Source organism: Priestia sp. P1_B12_1 (assembly GCF_056406695.1).
The window spans coordinates 22061-43991 of sequence record NZ_JBFTZR010000009.1; the positions used below are offsets into that span (position 1 = coordinate 22061).

General features: G+C 37.7%; 26 protein-coding genes. 10 read left to right on the forward strand and 16 right to left on the reverse strand.

Annotated elements, in window-relative coordinates; genetic code table 11:
• Positions 1-179: 179 nt before the first annotated feature.
• Positions 180-1388, forward strand: a complete 1209-nt coding sequence (locus AC1D0Y_RS22905; RefSeq protein WP_098334697.1) for a M20 family metallopeptidase — start codon at positions 180-182, stop codon at positions 1386-1388.
• 113 nt (positions 1389-1501) lie between these two features.
• The gene (locus AC1D0Y_RS22910; protein WP_028410280.1) at positions 1502-2221 is read left to right on the forward strand and encodes an EcsC family protein; all 720 of its coding nucleotides are present in this window, start codon (positions 1502-1504) and stop codon (positions 2219-2221) included.
• 37 nt (positions 2222-2258) lie between these two features.
• Here AC1D0Y_RS22910 and AC1D0Y_RS22915 read toward each other — a convergent pair whose 3' ends face one another.
• Positions 2259-3464, reverse strand: coding sequence for an ABC transporter permease (locus AC1D0Y_RS22915; RefSeq protein WP_028410279.1), 1206 nt, complete (start codon positions 3462-3464; stop codon positions 2259-2261).
• Entirely contained in the window at positions 3457-4200 is a 744-nt protein-coding gene (locus tag AC1D0Y_RS22920) for an ABC transporter ATP-binding protein (RefSeq protein ID WP_013055321.1), read from the reverse strand. Before AC1D0Y_RS22920 ends, AC1D0Y_RS22915 begins: the two co-directional genes overlap by 8 nt.
• A 691-nt stretch (positions 4201-4891) precedes the next feature.
• Between AC1D0Y_RS22920 and AC1D0Y_RS22925 the strand changes: the two genes are divergently transcribed.
• The gene (locus AC1D0Y_RS22925; RefSeq protein ID WP_221841230.1) at positions 4892-5326 is read left to right on the forward strand and encodes an HIT family protein; all 435 of its coding nucleotides are present in this window, start codon (positions 4892-4894) and stop codon (positions 5324-5326) included.
• 102 nt (positions 5327-5428) lie between these two features.
• Here AC1D0Y_RS22925 and AC1D0Y_RS22930 read toward each other — a convergent pair whose 3' ends face one another.
• The 3 genes from AC1D0Y_RS22930 to AC1D0Y_RS22940 form a co-directional block, all read right to left on the reverse strand.
• Positions 5429-7309 (reverse strand): acyltransferase family protein, encoded by a 1881-nt coding sequence (locus AC1D0Y_RS22930; RefSeq protein WP_328249750.1) that lies wholly within the window; start codon positions 7307-7309, stop codon positions 5429-5431.
• 303 nt (positions 7310-7612) lie between these two features.
• Positions 7613-8056, reverse strand: coding sequence for a GNAT family N-acetyltransferase (locus AC1D0Y_RS22935; RefSeq protein WP_028410277.1), 444 nt, complete (start codon positions 8054-8056; stop codon positions 7613-7615).
• A 17-nt stretch (positions 8057-8073) separates the two neighbouring features.
• Positions 8074-8628 carry a PadR family transcriptional regulator gene (locus AC1D0Y_RS22940; RefSeq protein ID WP_025752934.1) on the reverse strand — a complete coding sequence of 185 codons (555 nt, stop codon included), beginning with the start codon at positions 8626-8628 and terminating at the stop codon, positions 8074-8076.
• 253 nt (positions 8629-8881) lie between these two features.
• Here AC1D0Y_RS22940 and serC point away from each other — a divergent pair, with 253 nt between their 5' ends.
• Both serC and AC1D0Y_RS22950 read left to right on the forward strand, forming a co-directional pair.
• Positions 8882-9979 (forward strand): 3-phosphoserine/phosphohydroxythreonine transaminase, encoded by a 1098-nt coding sequence (gene serC, locus AC1D0Y_RS22945; protein ID WP_221841231.1) that lies wholly within the window; start codon positions 8882-8884, stop codon positions 9977-9979.
• Positions 9980-10103: 124 nt separating this feature from the next.
• A complete protein-coding gene (locus AC1D0Y_RS22950; RefSeq protein ID WP_136790505.1) occupies positions 10104-10634 on the forward strand; it encodes a tryptophan transporter in 531 nt (176 codons plus the stop codon).
• A 246-nt stretch (positions 10635-10880) separates the two neighbouring features.
• Here the strand turns inward: AC1D0Y_RS22950 and yhzF are convergent, their stop codons facing one another.
• Entirely contained in the window at positions 10881-11099 is a 219-nt protein-coding gene (yhzF, locus tag AC1D0Y_RS22955; RefSeq protein ID WP_464722081.1) for a membrane protein YhzF, read from the reverse strand.
• Between the two features lie 73 nt (positions 11100-11172).
• Here yhzF and AC1D0Y_RS22960 point away from each other — a divergent pair, with 73 nt between their 5' ends.
• Together AC1D0Y_RS22960 and AC1D0Y_RS22965 are read left to right on the forward strand one after the other, a co-directional pair.
• Positions 11173-11568 (forward strand): YtxH domain-containing protein, encoded by a 396-nt coding sequence (locus tag AC1D0Y_RS22960; RefSeq protein ID WP_013055314.1) that lies wholly within the window; start codon positions 11173-11175, stop codon positions 11566-11568.
• Between the two features lie 113 nt (positions 11569-11681).
• Complete coding sequence (locus tag AC1D0Y_RS22965; RefSeq protein WP_014461677.1) at positions 11682-12278, forward strand: HTH-type transcriptional regulator Hpr; 597 nt, start codon at positions 11682-11684, stop codon at positions 12276-12278.
• 3 nt (positions 12279-12281) lie between these two features.
• Here the strand turns inward: AC1D0Y_RS22965 and AC1D0Y_RS22970 are convergent, their stop codons facing one another.
• Complete coding sequence (locus AC1D0Y_RS22970; protein WP_013081673.1) at positions 12282-12626, reverse strand: DUF1878 family protein; 345 nt, start codon at positions 12624-12626, stop codon at positions 12282-12284.
• A gap of 476 nt (positions 12627-13102) precedes the next feature.
• Between AC1D0Y_RS22970 and AC1D0Y_RS22975 the strand changes: the two genes are divergently transcribed.
• The gene (locus tag AC1D0Y_RS22975; protein WP_013055312.1) at positions 13103-13282 is read left to right on the forward strand and encodes a hypothetical protein; all 180 of its coding nucleotides are present in this window, start codon (positions 13103-13105) and stop codon (positions 13280-13282) included.
• Positions 13283-13317: 35 nt separating this feature from the next.
• Here AC1D0Y_RS22975 and AC1D0Y_RS22980 read toward each other — a convergent pair whose 3' ends face one another.
• Both AC1D0Y_RS22980 and AC1D0Y_RS22985 read right to left on the reverse strand, forming a co-directional pair.
• Positions 13318-13413, reverse strand: coding sequence for a YjcZ family sporulation protein (locus AC1D0Y_RS22980; protein ID WP_016762974.1), 96 nt, complete (start codon positions 13411-13413; stop codon positions 13318-13320).
• Positions 13414-13449: 36 nt separating this feature from the next.
• On the reverse strand, positions 13450-13539 hold the full coding sequence (locus AC1D0Y_RS22985; RefSeq protein ID WP_016762973.1) for a YjcZ family sporulation protein: 90 nt from the start codon (positions 13537-13539) through the stop codon (positions 13450-13452).
• Positions 13540-13846: 307 nt separating this feature from the next.
• Between AC1D0Y_RS22985 and AC1D0Y_RS22990 the strand changes: the two genes are divergently transcribed.
• On the forward strand, positions 13847-14770 hold the full coding sequence (locus AC1D0Y_RS22990) for a peptidylprolyl isomerase (RefSeq protein WP_013055311.1): 924 nt from the start codon (positions 13847-13849) through the stop codon (positions 14768-14770).
• 42 nt (positions 14771-14812) lie between these two features.
• On the opposite strand, the gene AC1D0Y_RS22995 is transcribed toward AC1D0Y_RS22990, so the two are convergent.
• From AC1D0Y_RS22995 to AC1D0Y_RS23010, 4 genes are all read right to left on the reverse strand, one after another.
• On the reverse strand, positions 14813-14995 hold the full coding sequence (locus AC1D0Y_RS22995; RefSeq protein WP_013055310.1) for a sporulation YhaL family protein: 183 nt from the start codon (positions 14993-14995) through the stop codon (positions 14813-14815).
• A 65-nt stretch (positions 14996-15060) separates the two neighbouring features.
• Positions 15061-16002, reverse strand: a complete 942-nt coding sequence (yhaM, locus tag AC1D0Y_RS23000; protein ID WP_013055309.1) for a 3'-5' exoribonuclease YhaM — start codon at positions 16000-16002, stop codon at positions 15061-15063.
• Positions 16003-16495: 493 nt separating this feature from the next.
• A complete protein-coding gene (locus AC1D0Y_RS23005; RefSeq protein WP_060745402.1) occupies positions 16496-17749 on the reverse strand; it encodes an ABC transporter permease in 1254 nt (417 codons plus the stop codon).
• Entirely contained in the window at positions 17742-18641 is a 900-nt protein-coding gene (locus AC1D0Y_RS23010) for an ABC transporter ATP-binding protein (RefSeq protein ID WP_029320779.1), read from the reverse strand. The genes AC1D0Y_RS23005 and AC1D0Y_RS23010 overlap by 8 nt, the downstream gene beginning before the upstream one ends.
• A 141-nt stretch (positions 18642-18782) precedes the next feature.
• Here AC1D0Y_RS23010 and AC1D0Y_RS23015 point away from each other — a divergent pair, with 141 nt between their 5' ends.
• On the forward strand, positions 18783-18968 hold the full coding sequence (locus AC1D0Y_RS23015) for a YhzD family protein (protein WP_025752944.1): 186 nt from the start codon (positions 18783-18785) through the stop codon (positions 18966-18968).
• Positions 18969-19008: 40 nt separating this feature from the next.
• Here the strand turns inward: AC1D0Y_RS23015 and AC1D0Y_RS23020 are convergent, their stop codons facing one another.
• From AC1D0Y_RS23020 to AC1D0Y_RS23030, 3 genes are all read right to left on the reverse strand, one after another.
• Entirely contained in the window at positions 19009-19281 is a 273-nt protein-coding gene (locus tag AC1D0Y_RS23020; protein ID WP_013055305.1) for an HU family DNA-binding protein, read from the reverse strand.
• 112 nt (positions 19282-19393) lie between these two features.
• A complete protein-coding gene (locus AC1D0Y_RS23025; protein ID WP_028410271.1) occupies positions 19394-20197 on the reverse strand; it encodes an enoyl-CoA hydratase in 804 nt (267 codons plus the stop codon).
• Between the two features lie 5 nt (positions 20198-20202).
• Complete coding sequence (locus AC1D0Y_RS23030; protein ID WP_028410270.1) at positions 20203-21816, reverse strand: long-chain fatty acid--CoA ligase; 1614 nt, start codon at positions 21814-21816, stop codon at positions 20203-20205.
• Between the last annotated feature and the right edge of the window lie 115 nt (positions 21817-21931).

Consider the following 21931-nt stretch of genomic DNA (forward strand, 5'->3'; position numbering starts at 1 on the left):
TTCTTTATCCCTATTCCTCATCTTATGTATCTATTATGTATATAAAATATTTCATGATTCAATTACTTTTTTCAATAACAACGCTTACATTCTTTTCTTTTTTATGGATAATGATATAATGATTAAAATGTCAAAAAATTCAAAACTTTATTCAACCTATACAGAAAGGATATGGTCACGTGAATTCCAAGCTACATACTTTACTTGAAGAAAAATTTGATGAAATGGTTCAAGTCCGCCGATATCTGCATCAGTATCCAGAACCGTCTTTTAAAGAATTTCAAACCGCTGCCTACATTCGATCTTTTTATGATAAAATCGGTATTTCTTACCGAGCAAATGTAGGAGGAAACGGCATTGTAGCAAGCATTCAAGGAGGAAAACCTGGTCCTACTGTAGCTTTGAGAGCCGACTTTGATGCCCTTCCTATTCAAGATGAAAAAGATGTACCATATCAATCAACTGTTCCGGGTGTGATGCATGCGTGTGGTCACGATGGTCATACGGCTACTCTTTTAGTCCTTGCTAAAGCGCTTTTTGAAATAAAAGATTCTCTCCCCGGTAAAATCGTCTTCATTCATCAGCACGCTGAAGAGTACGCTCCCGGAGGCGCTAAGTCCATGATTGAAGACGGATGCTTAGACGGTGTAGACGCGATATTCGGAACGCATTTGTGGTCATTAACTCCGACTGGTGTGGTTCAATATCGAACGGGCCCTATTATGGCTGCTGCTGATCGCTTTGAAATTACGATCAAAGGAGCAGGCGGCCACGGTGCACAGCCTCACAAAACAAAAGATTCAATCGTCATCGCCTCTCAGCTTGTTGTTAATTTACAGCAAATTGTAAGCAGACGTGTAAACCCAATTGATTCAGCGGTTGTGAGCATAGGTTCTTTTGTAGCAGAAAATGCATTTAATATTATTGCTGATTCTGCTCGACTAATTGGAACGGTAAGAACATTTAATGAAGATGTACGAAATGACGTCGAAAAAGAAATCGAACGAATTGTCCAAGGTACATGCTTAACAGCTGACGCTTCTTATGAACTGAGTTATACGCGCGGCTATCCTTCCGTCGTCAACCACCCGGAAGAAACGGCCTTTCTTGCTTCTGCTGCTTCTCAAATCGATGAAGTTCATACAGTCGAAGAAACGGAGCCTCACATGACTGGGGAAGATTTCTCTTATTATTTGCAGCATATTAAAGGAACTTTCTTTTTTACAGGAGCTCAGCCAGAAGGTGTAGATGCTCCGTATCCTCATCATCATCCTAAATTTGATTTTAACGAAAAAGCAATGCTTATCGCAGCTAAAACGCTTGGTACGGCTGCTGTTGAGTATTTAAGAGAACAAGCTCCTTCTAAAAACGTAATAAAAGCGAATTAATCATTCAGCAAGCATTCGTACGGATAAGCAGACGAGTGCTTGTTGTTTTATTTCAGGAACCTTTTCCTCACTTAAAACGTAGTATTTATATCGACTGAAATGAGGTGATTTTTTTGAATACGTATGAAGAAAAAGTGTTACAAGAAGCTGAACATTGGAAATTCAGCATGTTGAAACGACCTTCTAAATTTCAACGGACCGCAAAATCTTTACAGCTTAAAATAAATGAAAAAATCCCTGCTAAAGTCCATAAGATTATGACTGAAAGCATAAAAAAAATGGTTGAAACCACGCTTGTTGGATCCGATTTCACTACTAAAAAAAGAGATGTCAGCGGTCTTTCGTTTGAAGAAAAAGAGAAAAAAATTTTGGAGCTCATACCTAAGTACAAAAAAACTGCTGCTGTAGAAGGAGCTGGTACTGGTGCAGGCGGTCTCCTTTTAGGTGCAGCAGATTTCCCGCTTCTTCTTTCCATAAAAATGAAGTGCTTATTTGACATTGCCGCTACGTATGGTTTTGATGTAAAAGAAAAAGAAGAGCGCATTTATATGCTGTATATTTTCCATCTTGCTTTTTGCAGCGATGACCATAGAACGAAGCTGCTCGAAGTAGTAGAAAACTGGGAGGAAAAGAAAGAGGAACTTCTTGAGCTTGATTGGAAAGCTTTTCAACAAGAATACCGCGACTACATTGATGTTGTGAAAATGTTTCAGCTGATGCCGGGAATTGGAGCTGTTGTAGGTGCGTATGCTAATTATCAGCTTCTTGATCATCTTACAAAAGTAGCGATGAACGTCTATCGCTTTCGGATATTATCTTCGTCACAAAAATAGTCTAAAAACGTAAAAAAGCTCCATTCGGAGCTTTTTTTTACGTTAATTTTTTATTTACATATGCATTTATAAATAAGTGAATAAATATAGCACCTGCTGCCACGGAAAGCAGTGCAGCAACTAGATTAGAAAAAGCCACCGCTATGGCGAGCACAAGAATTTGTACATACAGCGCTTTTTTCCATACGTCCAGAAATGCCTTTTTCCGTTCTTTAGCTTCAACTGGATAAAGAGAAAGCCATAAAATCTGTTTGTGCTGCTTCCAAAGCGGGAGCAATTGAAAACCCGTCATGTACACAACAAATAAAACAACCACTATATTGCCGTATTGAAACGGCGCAGCTACAATTAAAAATCCGCCAATGACAGTTAAGCGAACGAGCAAGCTTAAATAATCTCCTGATCGCAAAAATGTTCTGGTGTACAAGTAATGGTAAGTGGCACTTTGACGAAATGGAATACGTGCTACTAGCCAATCTAAATATCTACGGCGTTTAATTCGCTCTTTTACCTGAGGAACATCCGTAAATAAATTAGCTAATCGATAAAAATAGCCCATGCGCTTTTCTTCTAAGTCAATTAGCTTTTCCCATTTAATCGGCTTTCTTTTTGTAAGCGACCGATAATAAATGGCTAGCGCAATCATAATTACCGCTACGATTCCTGTAAAGAATGCGTATGCATGCGAAAATAAGAAATACGTAAAAACTGCATTCAAGAAAAACCTGACGATATAATCCGTCCACTTCGCCCACTTTTCTTCAAACCATACGGCCCACCAAGACATGCCTAAGTTTACAACTTTCAAGATGAGTAATAGCAGAAAAAACACAAAAACATTTGAGTAAGAATCATGCATTACCTTTACCTGAAGAGGTGCTGCTGCACCAGTTGCAAATAATAAAATATAAAGCTGAATCGTAAAGGTAAACCAAAAAGATTTTTTAAAATAAGGCTGCAGCTTCGTCTCCAAAGGAAGTAAAAAGACTAAATCAGGTCGTTTTAAAAACGTTTGAATTTGACCCATGGTTAAAATCAATCCCATAAGTATCGCAATCACTACAGCCGAAGGAAACGCCGGTGTTAATGTACTCAACCACTGTTGATAATAGTAGGCCAAACCGCCAATCGCAAAAATTAACACTAATTTAATGTGGTCATTTAAGATATATTTTGTATATCTTCTTATATCCACTAAATACTGCTGAAATCGTTGCTTCCATAATGCATCAATCTTACTCATAGCCTTCTTCCTTTGTTAATTCAATATAAATTTCATCAAGAGTAGCATTGCGCATTTGAAATTCTTCTTGAAGGTCTTTAAGCGTTCCTTGCGCTCTTACTTCTCCGTTATGTAAAATAACAAATTTATCGCAGTAGCGTTCCGCGGTCGCCAAAATGTGTGTGGACATTAAAATGCCTGCACCTTGCTTTTTCATATCCGTCATCAAATCAAGTAAAGATTGAATACCAAGCGGGTCTAACCCTAAAAAAGGTTCATCAATAATATAAAGAGATGGCTGAACCAAAAAAGCGCACATAATCATAACCTTCTGCTTCATTCCTTTTGAAAAATGCGCAGGGAACCATTTTAACTTCCGGTCTAAACGAAATTCTTTTAAAAGCGGCTGCAGACGGGCTTCATATGTTTGAGGCTCAAGTCCATAAGCCATAGCTGTCATATCTAAATGTTCTTTTAATGTTAGTTCATCGTATAGCACAGGAGTTTCTGGAATAAATGTAAACTGACTTCGATAACCTGTTGGGTCTTGTTGAAAGGTTTTATTATTAATGGATACACTTCCTTTTTTTGCTTCCATTAATCCAATGATATGTTTAATCGTTGTACTTTTGCCGGCTCCGTTTAAGCCAATTAATCCAACTAATTCACCTGCATTTACATCAAACGATACATCTTTTAAGACGGGAGTTTTTGTATATCCCCCTGTAATATTATTAATTTGCAATAAAGAACCCATCACGATCTCCTTTTATTTGTTCTTTTTTGTCTCCAAGCGCAAGCGCTATTTGCTCTATTGTACCAAATCTTTTTCTTCCTCACATCGTTTTCAATTTTTTTCGGTTAATTTTTCCAGAATATAATCAAAATATCCGGACATTCTATATAGGGAAGAAGGAAAACAAGTTATTGATTACAACTAATCATTACAAAGCTTCTTACATTTGGGATGAGGTGTCTACAGCAGGCATATTTCAGAAAACCTTATTGTAAATCGATGTATGTTTGATTCATAAGGGGATGGTAGTCATGAACGTAGTAAGAATATATATAATGGGTAGACAATAATGTTCATTTATTACTGTGTAAATGAGGTGTTTGTCAAAGACCAAGAACGATTTCGTTCACATTGTATATTTTTTTAGCTCAATGCTTAAATGAGGTGTTTGTTAAAGAGAATATACTTTTTCAAGTTACTGTGTCATTAGGCAATGCAATTACGTAAATGAGGTGTTCCTTAAAGATCATATGCTGCATTAAAAGCTATTTTTTCCTTCTTCACATGACGGGATGCATAATCGTTTGCATCCCGTTTTTGTGTATAAAATGCCAGCAGCTATTTCTTGTCTGCTGATTGCATTTCTACTTTGTGGTAAAATAAACGTACATGTATACCCATACATTTATATTGGTAACGGAAGGTGAATATAATGAGCACACATGATGAAAACTGTATTTTTTGCAAAATTATTCGCGGTGAAATCCCAGGTGCAAAAGTATTTGAAAATGAACATGTATTAGCTTTTTTAGACATTAGTCAAGTAACAAAAGGGCATACGCTGGTGATTCCAAAAGTACATAAAAAAGACATTTACGAACTAACGCCGGAAATTGCGCGCAATTTGTTTAAAGTGGTTCCTCAAATCGCAAATGCAATTAAAGAAACATACAGCCCAATCGGCTTAAACATCTTAAATAATAATGGTGAAAAAGCTGGTCAATCCGTGTTTCATTATCATATGCACATTATTCCTCGCTATGGGGAAGGCGATGGATTCGGTGCTGTATGGAAAGAGCATACAAGCGAATACACGCCTGAAAAACTTCAAGAAATCGCTGGCAATATTTCTTCTCGCCTTTCTTGAAACAAAAAAAGCTTACACATGTAAGCTTTTTTTGTTTTATCTATTCATTTAACACATGTTTAATCAGTTTGTGATATAAAACATCGTGTGGCTTTTCACTTATTATGAACGACTTTCCGCCTTAACTTCTAAATTCATACGTTCTTCAATCAATTTTGTTAATGCTCTTGATCCTTCAGGTACCAAGTGGACACCATCTGATGTAAAGTATTCAGGGTGCTTAGAAGCCTCTGAGTACCAATCTACGAGCGTGACGTGATCAAACTTTTCAGAAGCAGCTTTCAAGTTCTTGTTCACGGTGCTTTCCCACGAACGAGGAACGCGCGTATTCACTAAGTAAACGTCCGCGTGTGAAAAAGCTTTTACCAGTTGTTCAAGTTCTTCATTTGTAAAGTAGCCGTTTGTTCCTAACTCAATAATCACTGCGCTGTTCGGATTATTAAATGCTTGATAGCTAGGAGTTAGCTGCAGTGCTTCATTGAGCTGCCTTCCTACTTTTCCGTCGATCGTAATACTAAGCGGCATCTCTTTAAGATTAGGAGCAATATCCAGCATGACCGAGTCTCCAATCGCAAGAACATCTCTGTAAGAATTCGGCTGCTGTTTTTCTTTGGCATCAGATTTTTCTTCCCCGGAACTCTTTTCCGCGTTCTCCGCTTTGTTCTTGTCTTTGACAGAAGTTGAAGCATTTTCTTTATGATTCGTTTGAATTTTAACCTCTGTCTCTTTCGCTGTCGTTTCATCCTTTTGCTGCGTACTAATAGCAAAGCTTGTCATATCCGCTGTAAACAGCGCCAAAAAGAAAATGAGACTGCCCAAAACCGCTTGTCTCGAACGAGAGAGATTACGCCATTTAAAAAGCTCTCTCGGATGGTAGTGCCGGAAATAATAGCGAAAGCCGCGTGTGCGGATAGGCACTTCGATGTAACGGTAAGAAAGTTCAGCAATGATAAATGTAAGGCCTACTTGTAGCAGCGCATGCCAATAGACCGGGCGGCCAATCTCGGATACAGGTGTTGTAAGAACAATAACCGGATAATGCCACAAATAGATGCCGTATGATCTAGTACCAAGCCAGCGAAGCGGTTTAAACGACAGAGCTTTTCCTAAAAAACTACTAGGATGACTAATTGTTGCAACCAGTACAGCAGCGTTTAAACAAATCAGCAGCATTCCACCTTGATAAAGAAAAGATGCATGAGTATACTCATCAACGCTCCATACGCAGAGAATAAATACAAAGAAACTCACCATACTTACCGCGTTTAATACTTGCTTGCCTACGGCTGGAAGATTTTTTGATGATAAACGATACATCGGCCAGGCAAATGCAAGTAAACAGCCGATTAAAAGGGCAAACAGCCGAGTGTCAGTTCCATAATAAATACGGCTAGGATCTCCTCCTGGCTCATATAAAAAAGACATTAGAATAGCTGAGGCCATTACTCCAGCTAAAATGAATAGAGAAAGAATTCCTCTCTTTTTGATAAATTTTAAACCCAACAATAAAACAAGTGGCCACACAATATAAAACTGCTCTTCAATAGCCAGTGACCATAAGTTCTTTAATGGTGACGGTGACCCAAAACTATCAAAATATGAAACTTTATGAAAAATAAACCACCAGTTACTCATATAAAAAATAGACGATAATGCATCGCCTCGTAGCGTTGTTAACAATGGCCGGTTAAATAAAATAACCCAAGCTGCAGTTAATACTACCATCACATACACAGCTGGAAGAAGTCTTCTCGTTCGGCTGATCCAAAAATGCTTCAAATTTTTCAAAGGATTTTCCCAAGATTGCACGAGTAAAATCGAGGTAATTAAATACCCTGATAATACAAAGAAAACGTCAACTCCTAGAAATCCTCCAGATGCCCATCCAAATCCTAAGTGATAGGCAATGACAGACATAACAGCGAAAGCTCGAAGTCCATCCAAACTATATATATACCTATTTTTCTTTTCCTTTGCACTCATAAAAATGCCTCCAAGCAATATGTACAACAAATTTCTTTCTGAACCAATATTAAGAATATTACGTAATTGTTACATTTTTGTTACAAAAATCATTATATACAATATTATTACTTTCTTCAATATATCACTTACTTAAAATCAAAGAATAAGTAAAAAGAAACAAATTCATTATCTATCTTATTCATAAATTACTAATTTAGTAGTAGTCATATCGATTCTATCTGCGCAGTACTAAAGCCTAACATCTTTCTTTCACCTTACCCGTTTGAGAAATAGAAAAACTTCACACAATTGGTGAAGTTTCTAAGGTGTCTTTAGCATATCTAGGTGAGGAAGCCCTTCATCTGAATAAATATCGGAAACAGGTCTAAAACCAAACGATTCATAAAATGTTTGAAGTCTGCTTTGAGCTTGAATTTTAATTGTCTTCTCGTGCAACTCATTTTCTAAAAAATCAATTCCTCTTGCTACTAGTTCTCTTCCAAGACCTGTACCGCGCTGTGCTTGTTCTACAATAATGCGCCCCAGAGAAGCTTCCTGATAGCTAATTCCTTTTGGTAAAACTCTAAGGTATGCGATAATTTTCTCATTCTCTTTTTTGAACAAGTGATAAGCAAGTTTGTCTTTTCCATCTACTTCTAAGTAAGCACACTTCTGTTCGACAACAAAAATAGCGGTGCGAACCTGTAGAATTTCATAAAGCTCATCGTTTGTCAGCTCTTGAAATGATTTTATGCACCAAGTCATGATCCGCTCACCTTTTCTTATTGTTCTTTTTCAATTAAATTCAGCGTACGTTCAAGCCAATTGATATAGCTTGTCTCCCGGTCTTGAGCGCGAGATAGCACCAAATAATGACCAAATTGAGGAGACGAAACGGTAATGTGATGATTAACTTGTTCCAAAAGGTCATCCATTCGTTTCTTTAAAAAAGTTAGCTTCACTTTCCTGCTTGATAGCTGATTATCTATTTGCTGCTTTAACTCTTCTATTGACATGGATGAAGCAAAATAAGCTTTTAACATAAATTCATCTTTAGTTGTTTCAGGAATAGGATCAATCGTAGTGAGCCACTTGCTTAACTCCGCTCTTCCTTCTTCCGTTATCGAATACATCTTTTTTTCTAATTTCTTGCCTTGAATCACGGTTTCATAGCGAATAAATCCCTCTTCTGTTAATCGCTTTAACTCAGGATAAATCTGGCTGTGCTTAGCACTCCAAAAATTACCGACCTCTTCTTTAAAAAGTCTGGTAATGTCATACCCGCTGAGCTCCTTCTGATCTAAGAGCCCTAATATGGCATATTTTAATACTCTCATTCTGTTCCTCCACATTATTTCTTCCATCAGTATAGCATATAAACATTTCATTTACATGTTTGCCAAAACATGTTTGCGTATACTTTTTATTTATCTTTTTTCTATTATTTTCTCTTTACAGATTAATTTAAATTTTTGAAAAGTTACCTCCACAATCAATGGTTTTCATGATAGTATAATGATATTCTTTCTGACATCAGTCATTAGCCATTTTGTATGATGAGTGTTCGAACTAATTTGAGGAGGAATTAATGTGATTACGTTAAACAGAGCTTATAATTTTAATGCAGGTCCGTCTGCGCTTCCCCTACCTGTCTTACAACTTGCTCAAGAGGAGCTAGTTAATTTTAAAAATACAGGTATGTCTGTGATGGAATTATCACACCGCAGCAAAGAGTTTGAAGATGTATTAACACATGCTAAAGAAACACTCACGGAATTGCTTAACATTCCAGATACACATGAAATTTTATTCTTGCAGGGCGGAGCAAGCCTGCAATTCTCTATGATTCCAATGAACTTTTTATCTCCGGATCAAGTCGGTGCATATGTACTAACCGGATCATGGTCGGAAAAAGCATTAAAAGAAGCAAAGAAACTTGGAAAAACAGCAGTTGTTGCTTCTACTAAAGAAGAGAACTACCGCTCTATTCCAGCTTTAGATGATATAAAGCTTCCAAAAGAAGAAATTGGGTACTTGCATATCACGTCCAACAATACCATTTTTGGTACACAATGGGCTGACTATCCTTCTATCGAAGGAGTAGACTTAATTGCCGACATGTCAAGTGACATTCTTTGCCGTCAAATTGATGTATCTAAGTTCTCACTCATTTATGCTGGTGCTCAGAAAAACCTCGGACCATCTGGTGTCACGGTTGTCATTTTGAAGAAAGAATTGCTTAAACGTATTCCTGAAGGTTTACCAACAATGCTGAATTATGAGACACACGTAAAGAGCAACTCTCTTTACAACACACCTCCAACGTTCGGCATTTACATGCTTTCACTTGTTTTAGATTGGATTAAAGAACAAGGTGGCGTTAAAGCAATTGAAGCCCAAAATCATAAAAAAGCTAAGTTACTCTACACAAGCATGGAACGTTCAAATGGTTTCTATACCCCTCACGCTACAGAGGAAAGCCGATCAATTATGAACGTAACGTTTACTTTACCAACCGATGAGTTAACGGCTGCGTTTTTACAGCAAGCAAAAGAAAAAGGCTTCGTAGGATTAGCTGGACACCGTTCAATCGGCGGATGCCGCGCTTCTATTTACAATGCTGTACCGCTTGAAGCGTGTGAAGCTCTTGCCGCCTTTATGGATGAATTTGAACAGGCAAACGCATAATTGGCAGAATTAACTGATCCTTTTTTCACATAAATATGTTACAATCAGTATGTAAATATATGCAATGGGCATAGACGCACTATTGGTATATTTCGAGCTTAGCTTAGAAGAGGAGAGATGAGAAATGAATACAAAGGTTTTAGTTTCTTTAGCGTTATTAGTCGGAATTGGAGCGGTTCTCCACACGGTGGTACCTCCTATTTTATTTGGAATGAAGCCAGATATGATGTTAACAATGATGTTTTTAGCAATCCTGTTGTTTCCTAGCATAAAAAATGCTGCATTGGTTAGCTTAACCACAGCGGTTATTTCTGCTTTAACAACAAGCTTTCCTGGCGGACAAATTGCAAACTTGATTGATAAACCAATTACAGCATTTGTTTTCTTTGCATTATTTATGCTTGTGAAAAAAGCAACAGGCATTAAAACACCAGTTGCCGCTGCTTTAACAGCTGTTGGCACGCTCGTATCAGGAACCGTATTCTTGTCTGCTGCCGCACTAATCGTCGGCTTACCGGGCGGAAACAGCGTCATGGCGCTTGTTGCTGCGGTTGTATTACCTGCAACAGTAGTGAATACAATCGTTATGGTCGTTATTTACCCAATTGTTCAATCCGTTCTAAAACGCACAAGCATCAAAGCAAAATTATCGTAACGTCAAGAGCCTGATTTAATTGAGAATCAGGCTCTTTTTTTACACCAAAAGCTAAGGCCCACCAAAGCGTGGCGGACCTTTAGATAAAACGGTTCATTTATAGTATGTTGCTGATCTTTTAGAAACAATCTACGGTTCTTTTGTTTAAAAAGAAATGGTACAGAATGCTTTTCACTCAAATTTCATTTGCAGCTCATACAATAGGTATGAAGACTTACTATGTAATAAAGGTTTAAGTTCTCCATCCTAGGTTACATAATAAAGTATAAGCGCCAATAAAAAACTCGCAAAAGCCACTGTCGCACATGTAAGAGACTTTTGTTTCAGCACATGTTTAGGTGGATATGATGCCGTTCTAGTCGTAAGGCTAAACCATTTAAAGGCAGCCAGAAAAAAACTCAGGCTAATTATCAAAAGAATGAATAAAGCTACCCCATGTTGATAACCTCCTTCTTTTGTATAAATCTATGCTATTTTTTTATGATTATGTCAGAAGGAAGTGTTAGCAATTACTTTACTACATAGGAGGAAATAAATAATGAGCAGAATGAAAAAACTAGCAGCTGGAGCAGCAATCGGAAGCACCGTAGCCGCTATTACAACGCTTCTTGTTACTCCATATTCAGGACGAGAACTTAAACAGCGTGTCAGCTCTCGAAAAGACCGAGTTAACGCTTCACAACAAGAGCTCTCAACAAAAATAAAAGCTGTTTCTCAACAAGTACAAATGACCGCCAGAGAAGGAAATACTATAGTGAAAAATATCGCAAGTGACCTTTCTACTACCCTTGGTCAGTTTAAAGAAGAAATTGTCCCTCATAAGGAATCCCTTCAGCATCATTTGAAAGAAATCCAAAATTCTTTGTCAAACCTTGAGGAACATGTACAGACAACTAAAAATCCCAATGAAAAAATTGACAAAAAAGAAGGTTGAAACGCCTTCTTTTTTAATTTTTTAAAATTTTGTAAATTTACATCTTTATAATTTTTTATTTTATTGGCATAATAGAAGATAAATAAAAAAAGAGACTAAGTAGGTGGGAGAAGATGAAAAAGACTAGTGATCAAGATTACAGTTTGAAAGAAGCACTTCTATTTAGCCAACGCATTGCCCAATTAAGTAAAGCCCTTTGGAAAACCGTAGAGAAGGATTGGCAGCAATGGATTAAGCCTTATGACCTTAATATTAACGAGCATCATATTTTATGGATTTCATATCATTTAAACGGGGCTTCCATTTCCGAAATTGCCAAGTTTGGAGTTATGCACGTTTCTACTGCATTTAACTTCTCCAAAAAACTAGAAGAACGAGGTTTACTTGAGTTTTCTAAAAAAGAAAGCGACAAGCGAAATACGTACATTCAGCTGACAGATAAAGGCGAGGCCATTTTATTAGATTTAATGGAACATTACGAACCTTCTAATAATTCAGTGTTCAGCGGCGCACTTCCGTTGCGCGACTTGTACGGCAAATTCCCTGAATTTATGGAACTGATGACCGTCATCCGCAAAATTTACGGTGAAGATTTTATGGATATCTTCGAGCGATCTTTCCATCATATCGAAGAAGAATTCACTGAAGAAGATGGCAAGCTCGTCAAGAAAGACAAAGAGAACCACCAGGAGACTATTTCAAACTCTTAATGGTTAGTCCCTTATCCATTGAATAATTTCAAAAAATTCATTCATCACATCTTGATAAGAAGGTTGATAACGAAGCGATTCGACCGTCTCTCTGGGAGTTAATTTATAATTCAGCATGCCAACAAATTGTGTAAGAAGCGGAACAAAGTCTGTTAGACCTTCCGCTTTTTGCTCAATATATTCGTTTTTTGTATCTTCACACAGAATTAAAATTTCCTCTACTTCCTTCTTTGTAAGCTGATTTCTTACCACTAAATCAATAAATGGTTTAGCTTCTTGTTCAGATGTCCCAGATAACAGTTTTATGTAATATTCTAAACGTGATACTCGAGATTCTAAAGTTTCCATCCGCTTCCCCTACTCCTTCAACGTTCATATACCTCTACTCCATATTGTACATGATTCATTCATGTTCTTCCAAATAATTCTTTCTGCGTCATTCACATTTCCTGTTTAAGTAGCACCGTATAAAGATTTTCATATACTGATTATGTACTCACTGCATATATTAATATAAATCCCTCTGTCTTTTTTAACAATCCTTTTGCACAATGGGTAATTGTTACTCATTTCTTATCCATTCACTTTGCTATTTCGTTTAAAACCTATTTCTCAACTTCTTAACTACCCTTTATAAAATAAAAACCGCATTTCTGTGTAAATACCTTTTGAAATTCTTTGCTCAACTGTATATATAACTATCTATTTTACCGCTTTTTTGGTAATGTTAATATAGATATTTGTAAATTCATACAAAGCTGTACTATATAAATGACTATAAGACTTTTTGTCTTCGTCACACTGATTTTGTTAGGGGGATTTTTATGTACATATTCTTTATTGTATTTGCACTATTCATTTTATTCTACATCAATGCACTAACAAATACATTGTGTATTCAAAAAGAAATTCCAGCTGAAAAACAGCCTAAAGTTTTTCGTACGATTAATGTATTAATTACCATTTTATTAGTTTCATCTTATATTGAAGTATCATTTACATAAAAAACGGTGAGATGTCTCACCGCTTTTTTATAGGCTTAGCAAAAACAGCTAGCTCCGATGATAACTAATAAGATGAATAATACGACTAATAGCGCAAATCCACTGCCGTATCCGCATCCGTAAGAACCCATATCTATCGCCCCTTTCCTTTTATATTCATCTGTTTCCTAGTGATAACATGCACAACCAACAATGACTAATAAGATAAACAGTACAACTAATAGTGCAAAACCGCCTCCATATCCGCCTCCGCTCATTTGAGCACCCCCTTTGTTTACTAATACTGCATCTTATGCATCAGCTCAAAAAACGTCTAGGCTTTTAGCCCAAACTCCATAATTTATTTCTCTTGCTTCTCGTTTGGAAATTACTCTGTGAGTTTGTCTGCTGTTTTGAAAACGCTTTATAAAAAAGCCATCATAAGCGTATAATCACTTCATGCTTAGTGGAAAATAAATGTAAATTTACGTGGTTTTAACTTCATTTGCTAACATCAGGAAATGTGATATAGTAAATCTTGAGTCAAGCTACATAAGTAAAAATGATGAGTAGGAGTGTTTACGTATGAAAAAAAGCTTAGTTGCACTAACAACGGCAGCCAGCCTCGTTGCTTTATCAGCATGCAGTGGGGGAAATGATGCTTCAAATGCAAACGATTCTTCAAAAGTAATTGTAGAAACAAAAGCAGGCAATATCACTCAAGGTGATTTGTATAAGCAAATGAAAGATACAATCGGACAAGACCAATTTAATACACTCGTACGAAGCGTTACCGAAGAAAAAGTATTGAGTAAAAAATATAAAGTAACGGATAAAGAGCTTGATCAGCAGCTGAACATTCTAAGAGAACAATACGGTGATCAGGTGGATTCAGTTATTAAGCAAAAAGGCGAAAAAGAAGTCAAAGATATGCTAAAAGTGGATATTCTCCGTGAAAAAGCTGCTACGGCAGGCATTAAGGTATCGGACAAAGAGCTGAAAAAAGCTTATGATGAATATAAAGCTCAAAAACCTCAAATTCGCGCAAGCCATATTTTAGTAAAAGACGAAAAAACAGCAAACGAAGTAGAAGCGAAAATCAAAAAAGGCGAGGACTTTGCTAGTCTAGCAAAAGAATATTCAACGGATCAGCAGTCTGCAGCTAACGGCGGCGATTTAGGCTACTTCGGTGAAGGCCAAATGGTTAAAGAATTTGAAGAAGCGGCTTACAAGCTGAAAAAAGGTGAAGTAAGTAAACCAATCAAAACAGAGTACGGCTACCATATCATTAAACTAGTCGATAAAAAGAAAGTAGAATCGTTTGAGAAAAAGAAACCTGAACTTGAGCAGCAAATCAAACGTTCAAAAGTAGATCAAGCAGAAGCGAACAAGAAGATTCAAAAAGAGCTTGATAAAGCCAAAGTGGAAGTCAAAGATAAAAATGTAAAACCAATTTTCGAAGAAGGTGCGACAGATAGTCAATCTGGCGTAGAAACTCCTCAGCAGTAATGCTAAGAGCCTGTCACTCATGTGACAGGCTCTTTTATATAATCAGATGGAATCGCTGTTGCGTCTTTCTTTTTCCACTTGCATTCTTTCGATGAAGACTTGTCCTTCTTTTTCAATAAACGAATCATCCACTTGCTTATCATGTTGTGCAGCACGAATCGCCATAAATCCACTAAAGAAAATGCCTGCTACAACCAAATAAATCCAAATTGGTAGTGTCACCATATATTGATCCCCCATCACAGTTATTTACAACCACTATATGCGAAGGAAGAAAGACTTATACCTTTTTAATCAATCGTTGGTTTATAAAATGAGCGATTATCAAGTGCAAAAATACGCTCTGTAAACTCACCGGGCTTCACTTTTGTTAATGCTCGGTCCAGCATATTCATTTTAGCATCTACATTGTCAATCAAATGAAGCATCTCAGCCTCTTTAATTAACGGCTTTTTCGGACTTCCCCACTCTTCCTTACCGTGATGCGATAACACAAGGTGCTGAAGAAGCATAACCTCTTCTCCTTCAATCGCTAATTCTTCTGCAGCTTTTCCAATTTCATTCACCATAATCGAAATATGGCCAAGCAGGTTCCCTTCGACTGTGTATATCGTCGAAACAGGACCTGAAAGTTCAAATACTTTGCCAAGGTCATGAAGAATAACTCCAGCGTACAGCAAGTCGCGGTTTAAGCTTGGATAAAGGGTTGAAAATGACTCAGCCAGCTTCAGCATAGACACCACATGATAGGCAAGTCCCGATACAAACTCATGGTGATTTTTAGTTGCTGCCGGATATTCTAGAAATTCCGTTTGATATTTTTTAAACAAATGGCGAGTGATGCGCTGGACATTCGAATTTTTCATTTCAAATATACTCTTTGTAATATGTTCGACCATTTCTTCTTGAGATAAAGGCGCCACTTCTAAAAAGTCAGATGTGCGCACTCCGTCTTGGGGCTGTGCAGGCCGAATGTTGCGTATTTTCAGCTGGTTGCGTCCGCGGTAATTCATTACTTCTCCAGCAGCTCGCACAATCTTTTGAGCAGCATAATTTTCCTCGTCATCTGGGGAAGCATCCCACAGCTTGGCTTCAATATCACCTGTTTTATCTTGCAGGATTACCGTTAAAAATGGCTTTCCATTGCTTGCAATTCCTCTCGTTGAGGATTTAATTAAAAAATAAAGATCAACTTGCTCTCCTACTTCGTATTGAGCAATTCCTTTTGTCATGATCTTTTCCTCCTTACCACTTCATTCTATGTATTTGATAACGAAGCTCTTATCGCTTCGTCCGCTTATTTACAGCTCTTTACATTTCATTTTACCATCGCTTGGCACCGAATGCACGGGTAGACGCTTTTTCATACAAGATGAGATTGCGACATAACAAAATCAATGCAATCTAAAGACGAACAAATTGGATAAAGGAGCTGAACTGCTCGAGACACCGCTGTTGATTTCCGTGCAAGACTTCGTTTTCTGCGTGAGGGCGCTGAGCCTCCTCGTCTCCTCCGTTCCTGCGGGGGTCTCACCTATTCCGCTTTTCCCTCAGGAGTCTTCTTCTTGCTCTCCAATTCACAGCTAGAAGCAGCCACATATATGAAAACTATGGTCACTATAGCAACAAAAAAATCCGAACGAGTTGGATTCTCCCTCAAGAATCTAGGTTGTTCGTTCGGATCTTCCTTCAACTAAACTACTTTTATCTCAGCCTCTCACTTCTTTATGTTTCTTTTTTAGTTAGCTGCAGCGCCTTTTTAATATCTTTAAAAGAGGTAGATTGCCCATACATAAGGACTCCTCCTTTATACACACGGGCACCAAATATAGCTAAAGCCGTAATCGTCACAACTAAAATCCCTATCGATACACTCACTTCCCACACAGGAACATTTAACATACCTACACGCAAAAACATAATCATTGGAGCAAAAAATGGGATAAAAGATGTGACCGTAATGATTGTGGTTTCAGGATCACCAAGTCCAAACATAGCAATTAAAAAAGCAGCCACAATCACAAGGGTCATAGGCGTAATCATTTGCTGTACATCTTCAATACGGCTCACAAGAGAACCTAAAAAAGCCGCGAGCGTAGCAAAAAGGAAGTACCCCAATATGAAGAAGACAAATGCATACACGAATGTAGTCAGCGGAACATCATTAAATCCGAGATAAGAAAAGATACCGTTATGATTTGTTTCCACACTGGCTTTTAACGATGTGTAGCCCACGCTCAGTATCACTGCAAGCTGTGTTAAGCTGAGCAGTGCAATTCCAATGATTTTAGCAAACATTTGTGTAATAGGTGATACGCTCGATACAAGGATCTCCATAACGCGGGATGATTTTTCAGTAGCTACTTCCATCGCAATCATGCTCCCATACATGATAACGGCAAAATAAATAACAAACAGCAGTACATATACAAGACCTCTTGCTTGATTTAGCTCTTGTTCTGTTTTGGCATTTTCAACTAACGCTTTCTTTTTAAATGAAACAGGGCTGTAAAGCTGATCAATTTGCTTTTCTTCTAAACCGATTTTTACTGTAGCCATAGCCACTTTTGTTTGCTGTACCGCCTGTTCTAAGGTAGAAGAAAGATTTGATTCGGCCAAAGAATTAGCTTTGTACACAGCTTGAGGCAGCTGCTTATCGTTTAAAGATAAAAGTAAATAGCTATCGAGCTCCCCGTTTTTTACCGCTTGTTTTGCCTTAGACTCAGACGTAAATTCTTTTAAATGAATGTCTTTATCCATGACATTTACATTTTGTTTGAACAATGTATATACGCTTTCCACTTCATAGATGACACCCACATTTGTTCCATTATCGTCTGAATTAAAAACGTCGATAATTTTCTCCATATTTGTAAGAGCAACTAGAATAAGAGCAGTAATAATCGTTGTAATAATAAAAGATTTTGTTTTTAATTTATTAAGATATGTATGAAAAACAATGACCCAAAATTTATTCATAGGAAGCACCTACCTTTTCAATGAAAATATCATTTAATGAAGGCTCTTCCACTGCAAATTTAGATACAAATGAAAAGTGTTTAAGTTCTTGAAAAATGAGTTGTGATACGGATTCATGTTGAATTTGAACAATCATGCCTTCAACCGTTTTTTTCACCTTTACAACGCCTTCAAGCTCTGTAATTCTCTCAAATGGACCTTTTCCGTGTACAATAACGTTTTTCTTTCCAAATGAACGTTTGATCTCCGGGAGCCTTCCATACACTACAGGCGTGCCATGATGCATAATACATAAATATTCACAAAGTTCTTCCACATGTTCCATTCGATGACTTGAAAAAACAATCGTCGTTCCGCGCTTTTTCAAATCAAGCACCGCTTCTTTTAATACCTCTACGTTTACAGGATCCAAGCCGCTAAAAGGTTCGTCTAAAATAAGCAGCTCGGGCCGATGAATAACGGAGGCAATAAATTGAATTTTTTGCTGATTTCCTTTGGATAGCTCTTCTACTTTTTTAGAAGCATATTGAGGAATATTAAATCGAGATAACCAGTGCTCCATTTCTTGCAGCACGTTCGCTTTTTTCATTCCGCGCAGCCTTCCAAGGTACACAAGCTGATCTTTGACTTTTAATTTCGGATACAATCCCCTTTCTTCTGGAAGGTAGCCAACTAGATGACTTCTACTGTAAGTTAAAGATTTATCATTCCATTGGATGTGACCTGAGGTTGGTTCAATGAGCCCTAAAATCATTCGAAACGTCGTAGTTTTGCCAGCACCGTTCGCACCTAAAAAACCAAACACTTCGCCTTTTGGAATTTGCAGGGATAGCTCATTTACAGCTGTAAATTCACCGTACCTTTTTGAAACTTCACGGATAGAAAGAGACATTTAATTCCTCCTTTGTAAATAAACCTATGTTTATTGTATGGAAAAAAATGATATCTGTAAACCTTAGCAGGATTTAAGGGAATAGGACGAGAAATATGTTGAATACGCTTACAATTATACTATAAGAGGAGAGTAGATTTTATGAGTACTTACACATTAACCGCTTTTGAAAAGACTGGAGAAAAATTAATAGATGAAAGTTTCGAAGCAGCTTCTGATACAGAAGCAAAGACTGTCGGCACCAAGAAGTTAGAAGAGCTTTCCTATTTAGAAAAAACGCATCGATGCGTTAGCTCTAGCGGAAAACTTGTATTGTTTCATCGTTAATACAAAACGCCGGAAAGGTTTAGCTTTCCGGCGTTTTATATTACTTTACAGCTTCTTTTAGTTCTTTACCAGCTTTAAATGCCGGTACTTTTGATGCTGGAATTTGCATTTCTTCACCCGTTTGAGGGTTACGGCCTGTACGAGCAGCACGCTCGCGTACTTCAAATGTACCGAAGCCGATTAACTGAATTTTTTCACCTTCACCTAGCGTTGATGAAATTGTTTCTAGTAATGCATCAACTGCTTTAGATGCATCTGCTTTTGTTAACTCTGATTTTGTTGCCACTGCGTTTACTAAATCTGTTTTGTTCATTTCCAATCACCTCATTAGTTTCTACATTATCTTGTGTTACCACTGTTTTGCAACTTTTAAACATGCTCTATCAATATGATAGACAAAAATATTGGCTTTTAAACTAGTTCACTTAATTTTCGGAAATATCTTTTTCACTTTGATTAAAAACAGGCGCTCGCTTTTCCAGAAACGCACGTACACCTTCCTTATGATCCGAACTTCGGCTCATAGCAAACTGACTTCTTTTCTCAAGCGCAAGCACTTGCTTTAATTGTGAAAGAGATGTCTCCACATAAATTCGCTTTGTTTCCTTCAAAGCACGTGAAGGTTTTTTTAGCCAATATGAGAGATAATCTTCTACATGCTTCGCCAAATCTCCTTCTTTTATTTCATCAATTATGCCAAATTGATGAGCTTCCTCTGCTTTTAATGTCTTTCCTGCCCAAATTAGCTGTTTTGCACGATGAGCACCGATGCGCTTTTCTAGTAAAAAGTGACCGCCTCCGTCTGGAATCAGAGCAATACCGATAAAGTTCATCGCAATTTTTGTGTGTCTTTCTGCAATAATATAATCAGAAGCAAGCGCAATGCTGAGCCCTAGCCCTGCTGCCGCACCGTGCAGTACACTTATCGTCATTTGAGGAAGGCTGTATAAAGTCAGAACGGCTTCATTAATCAAATCCATCACCTGCTCAAAACGTTCTGATTGTGAAGGTGACATCATCATATTAATATCTCCGCCTGCTGAAAATACTTTTCCGTTTCCTTTTACTACTAAAAAGTCCGCTTCGCTTTCTTCGACAACTTTTAAACATTGAATAAACTGCTCTAGCACTTCTTCGTTTAATGCATTTAACGCATCCGGCCTGTTAAACGAAATTGTGGCGATACGCTCTTGCAAAACTAGTTCTACTACTTTTAATTCGACGGTCATCTTACTCACCCTTTCTGATAATGATTGAGGACTTGTTCACGAAGCGTACGTTTTAAAAATTTTCCTACCGTTGTCTTTGGAATTACATTCATAAATAAAATGTCATCTGGAAGCCACCATTTTGCAAACTGCGGCGCTAAAAATCCGAGCAGCTCTTCTGATGAAACGATGCCTTTGTATGCATCTTTTAACACGACACAAGCCACTGGACGCTCTTGCCACACCTTATGAGGGACTGCTATGACACAGGCTTCAAAAACAGCTTCATGGGCAATAAGCGCGTTTTCTAGATCAACCGATGAAATCCATTCTCCTCCGCTTTTAATTAAATCTTTTGTTCGGTCTACGATTTTGATGGTTCCCTCTTCGTCAACCGTTACAATATCTCCGGTATACAGCCAGCCGTCTTTAAACGTATCTTCTGTTCTTTTATCCTTGTAATATTCAGAAGCTACCCATGGGCCCTTTAGTAATAGCTCACCCATTTCCACTCCATCCCAAGCAACTTCTCCATTTTGACCTATTACTTTCATTTCAACCCCAGGAACTAAGAAACCTTGCTTTGCTTTTACGTTGAGCTGATACTCAAAGTCTTCACTGTACTGATAGCTTTTTAAGCGGGAGACGGTCACCACAGGGCTTGTTTCCGTCATTCCGTATGCATGCATAAATTCAATTTGATATTTTTCCTGAAATTCTCGAATGACGCTTTTTGGAGCCGCTGATCCACCGCATAAAATAGCTCGCAAACTATCAACTGCGTAAGGTTTTTCTTCTAACTCTTGTAAAAAATTTAACCAAACGGTAGGCACAGCTGCAGCAAGAGTTACTTTCTCTTGTTCAATCAGAGAAGCAATCGTCTCTGAAGTACAAAAAGCACCCGGCAGCACGAGCTTTGTTCCAAACCAAACGGCAGCAAAAGGAATTCCCCATGCGTTTACGTGAAACATTGGAACAATAGGCATAGCGGTATCAGCTTCTGATAATCCAGCACTATCAGCAAGCCCTAGCGCCATACAGTGCAGATAAATAGCGCGATGAGAATATACAACGCCCTTTGGCTCTCCTGTAGTAGCAGAGGTATAACAAAGACCTGCTGGTTCTTCTTCGTTTAAATCTTGAACAAAAGAATGCGATGCATCTCCTTGCTTAATCCAATTTTCGTAATGATAAACTGGCAAGTCTGTTTCTGGCAGCTCATCTTCATCTGACATAATGATATAGGCTTCAACATGTGGAAGCTTTTGATGAATGCTTTCAAATAAAGGTAAAAAACATTCATCAAATAAAATGACTTTATCGCGTGCATGGTTAATGATGTATACAATTTGCTCAGGATCTAACCGGATATTGATGGTGTGAAGAACAGCGCCTATTCCGGGCACGGCAAAATAAGCTTCTAGATGTCTATGATGATTCCATGCAAACGTCCCGACTCTTTCCCCTCGCTTCACTCCAATTTGTTCTAGCATACTAGAGAGCTGCCGAGTCCGTTTTATTAACTGATTATAAGTTAAACGCTGAATTCCTTTTGAAGATTTAGAAATCACTTCTTTTTTACTAAACAGCTTTTCAGCTCTTTCCATCATAGATGGTACGGTTAACTGTACATTCATCATTAAGCGGCACCTCGAATCGTCATAATAAGAAAACGCTTACAACTTTTTTATATATTCAACAGATTCCGACATTTCCCTGCCGGAAATAAAAAAAGATCACTAAAAAGTGACCTTT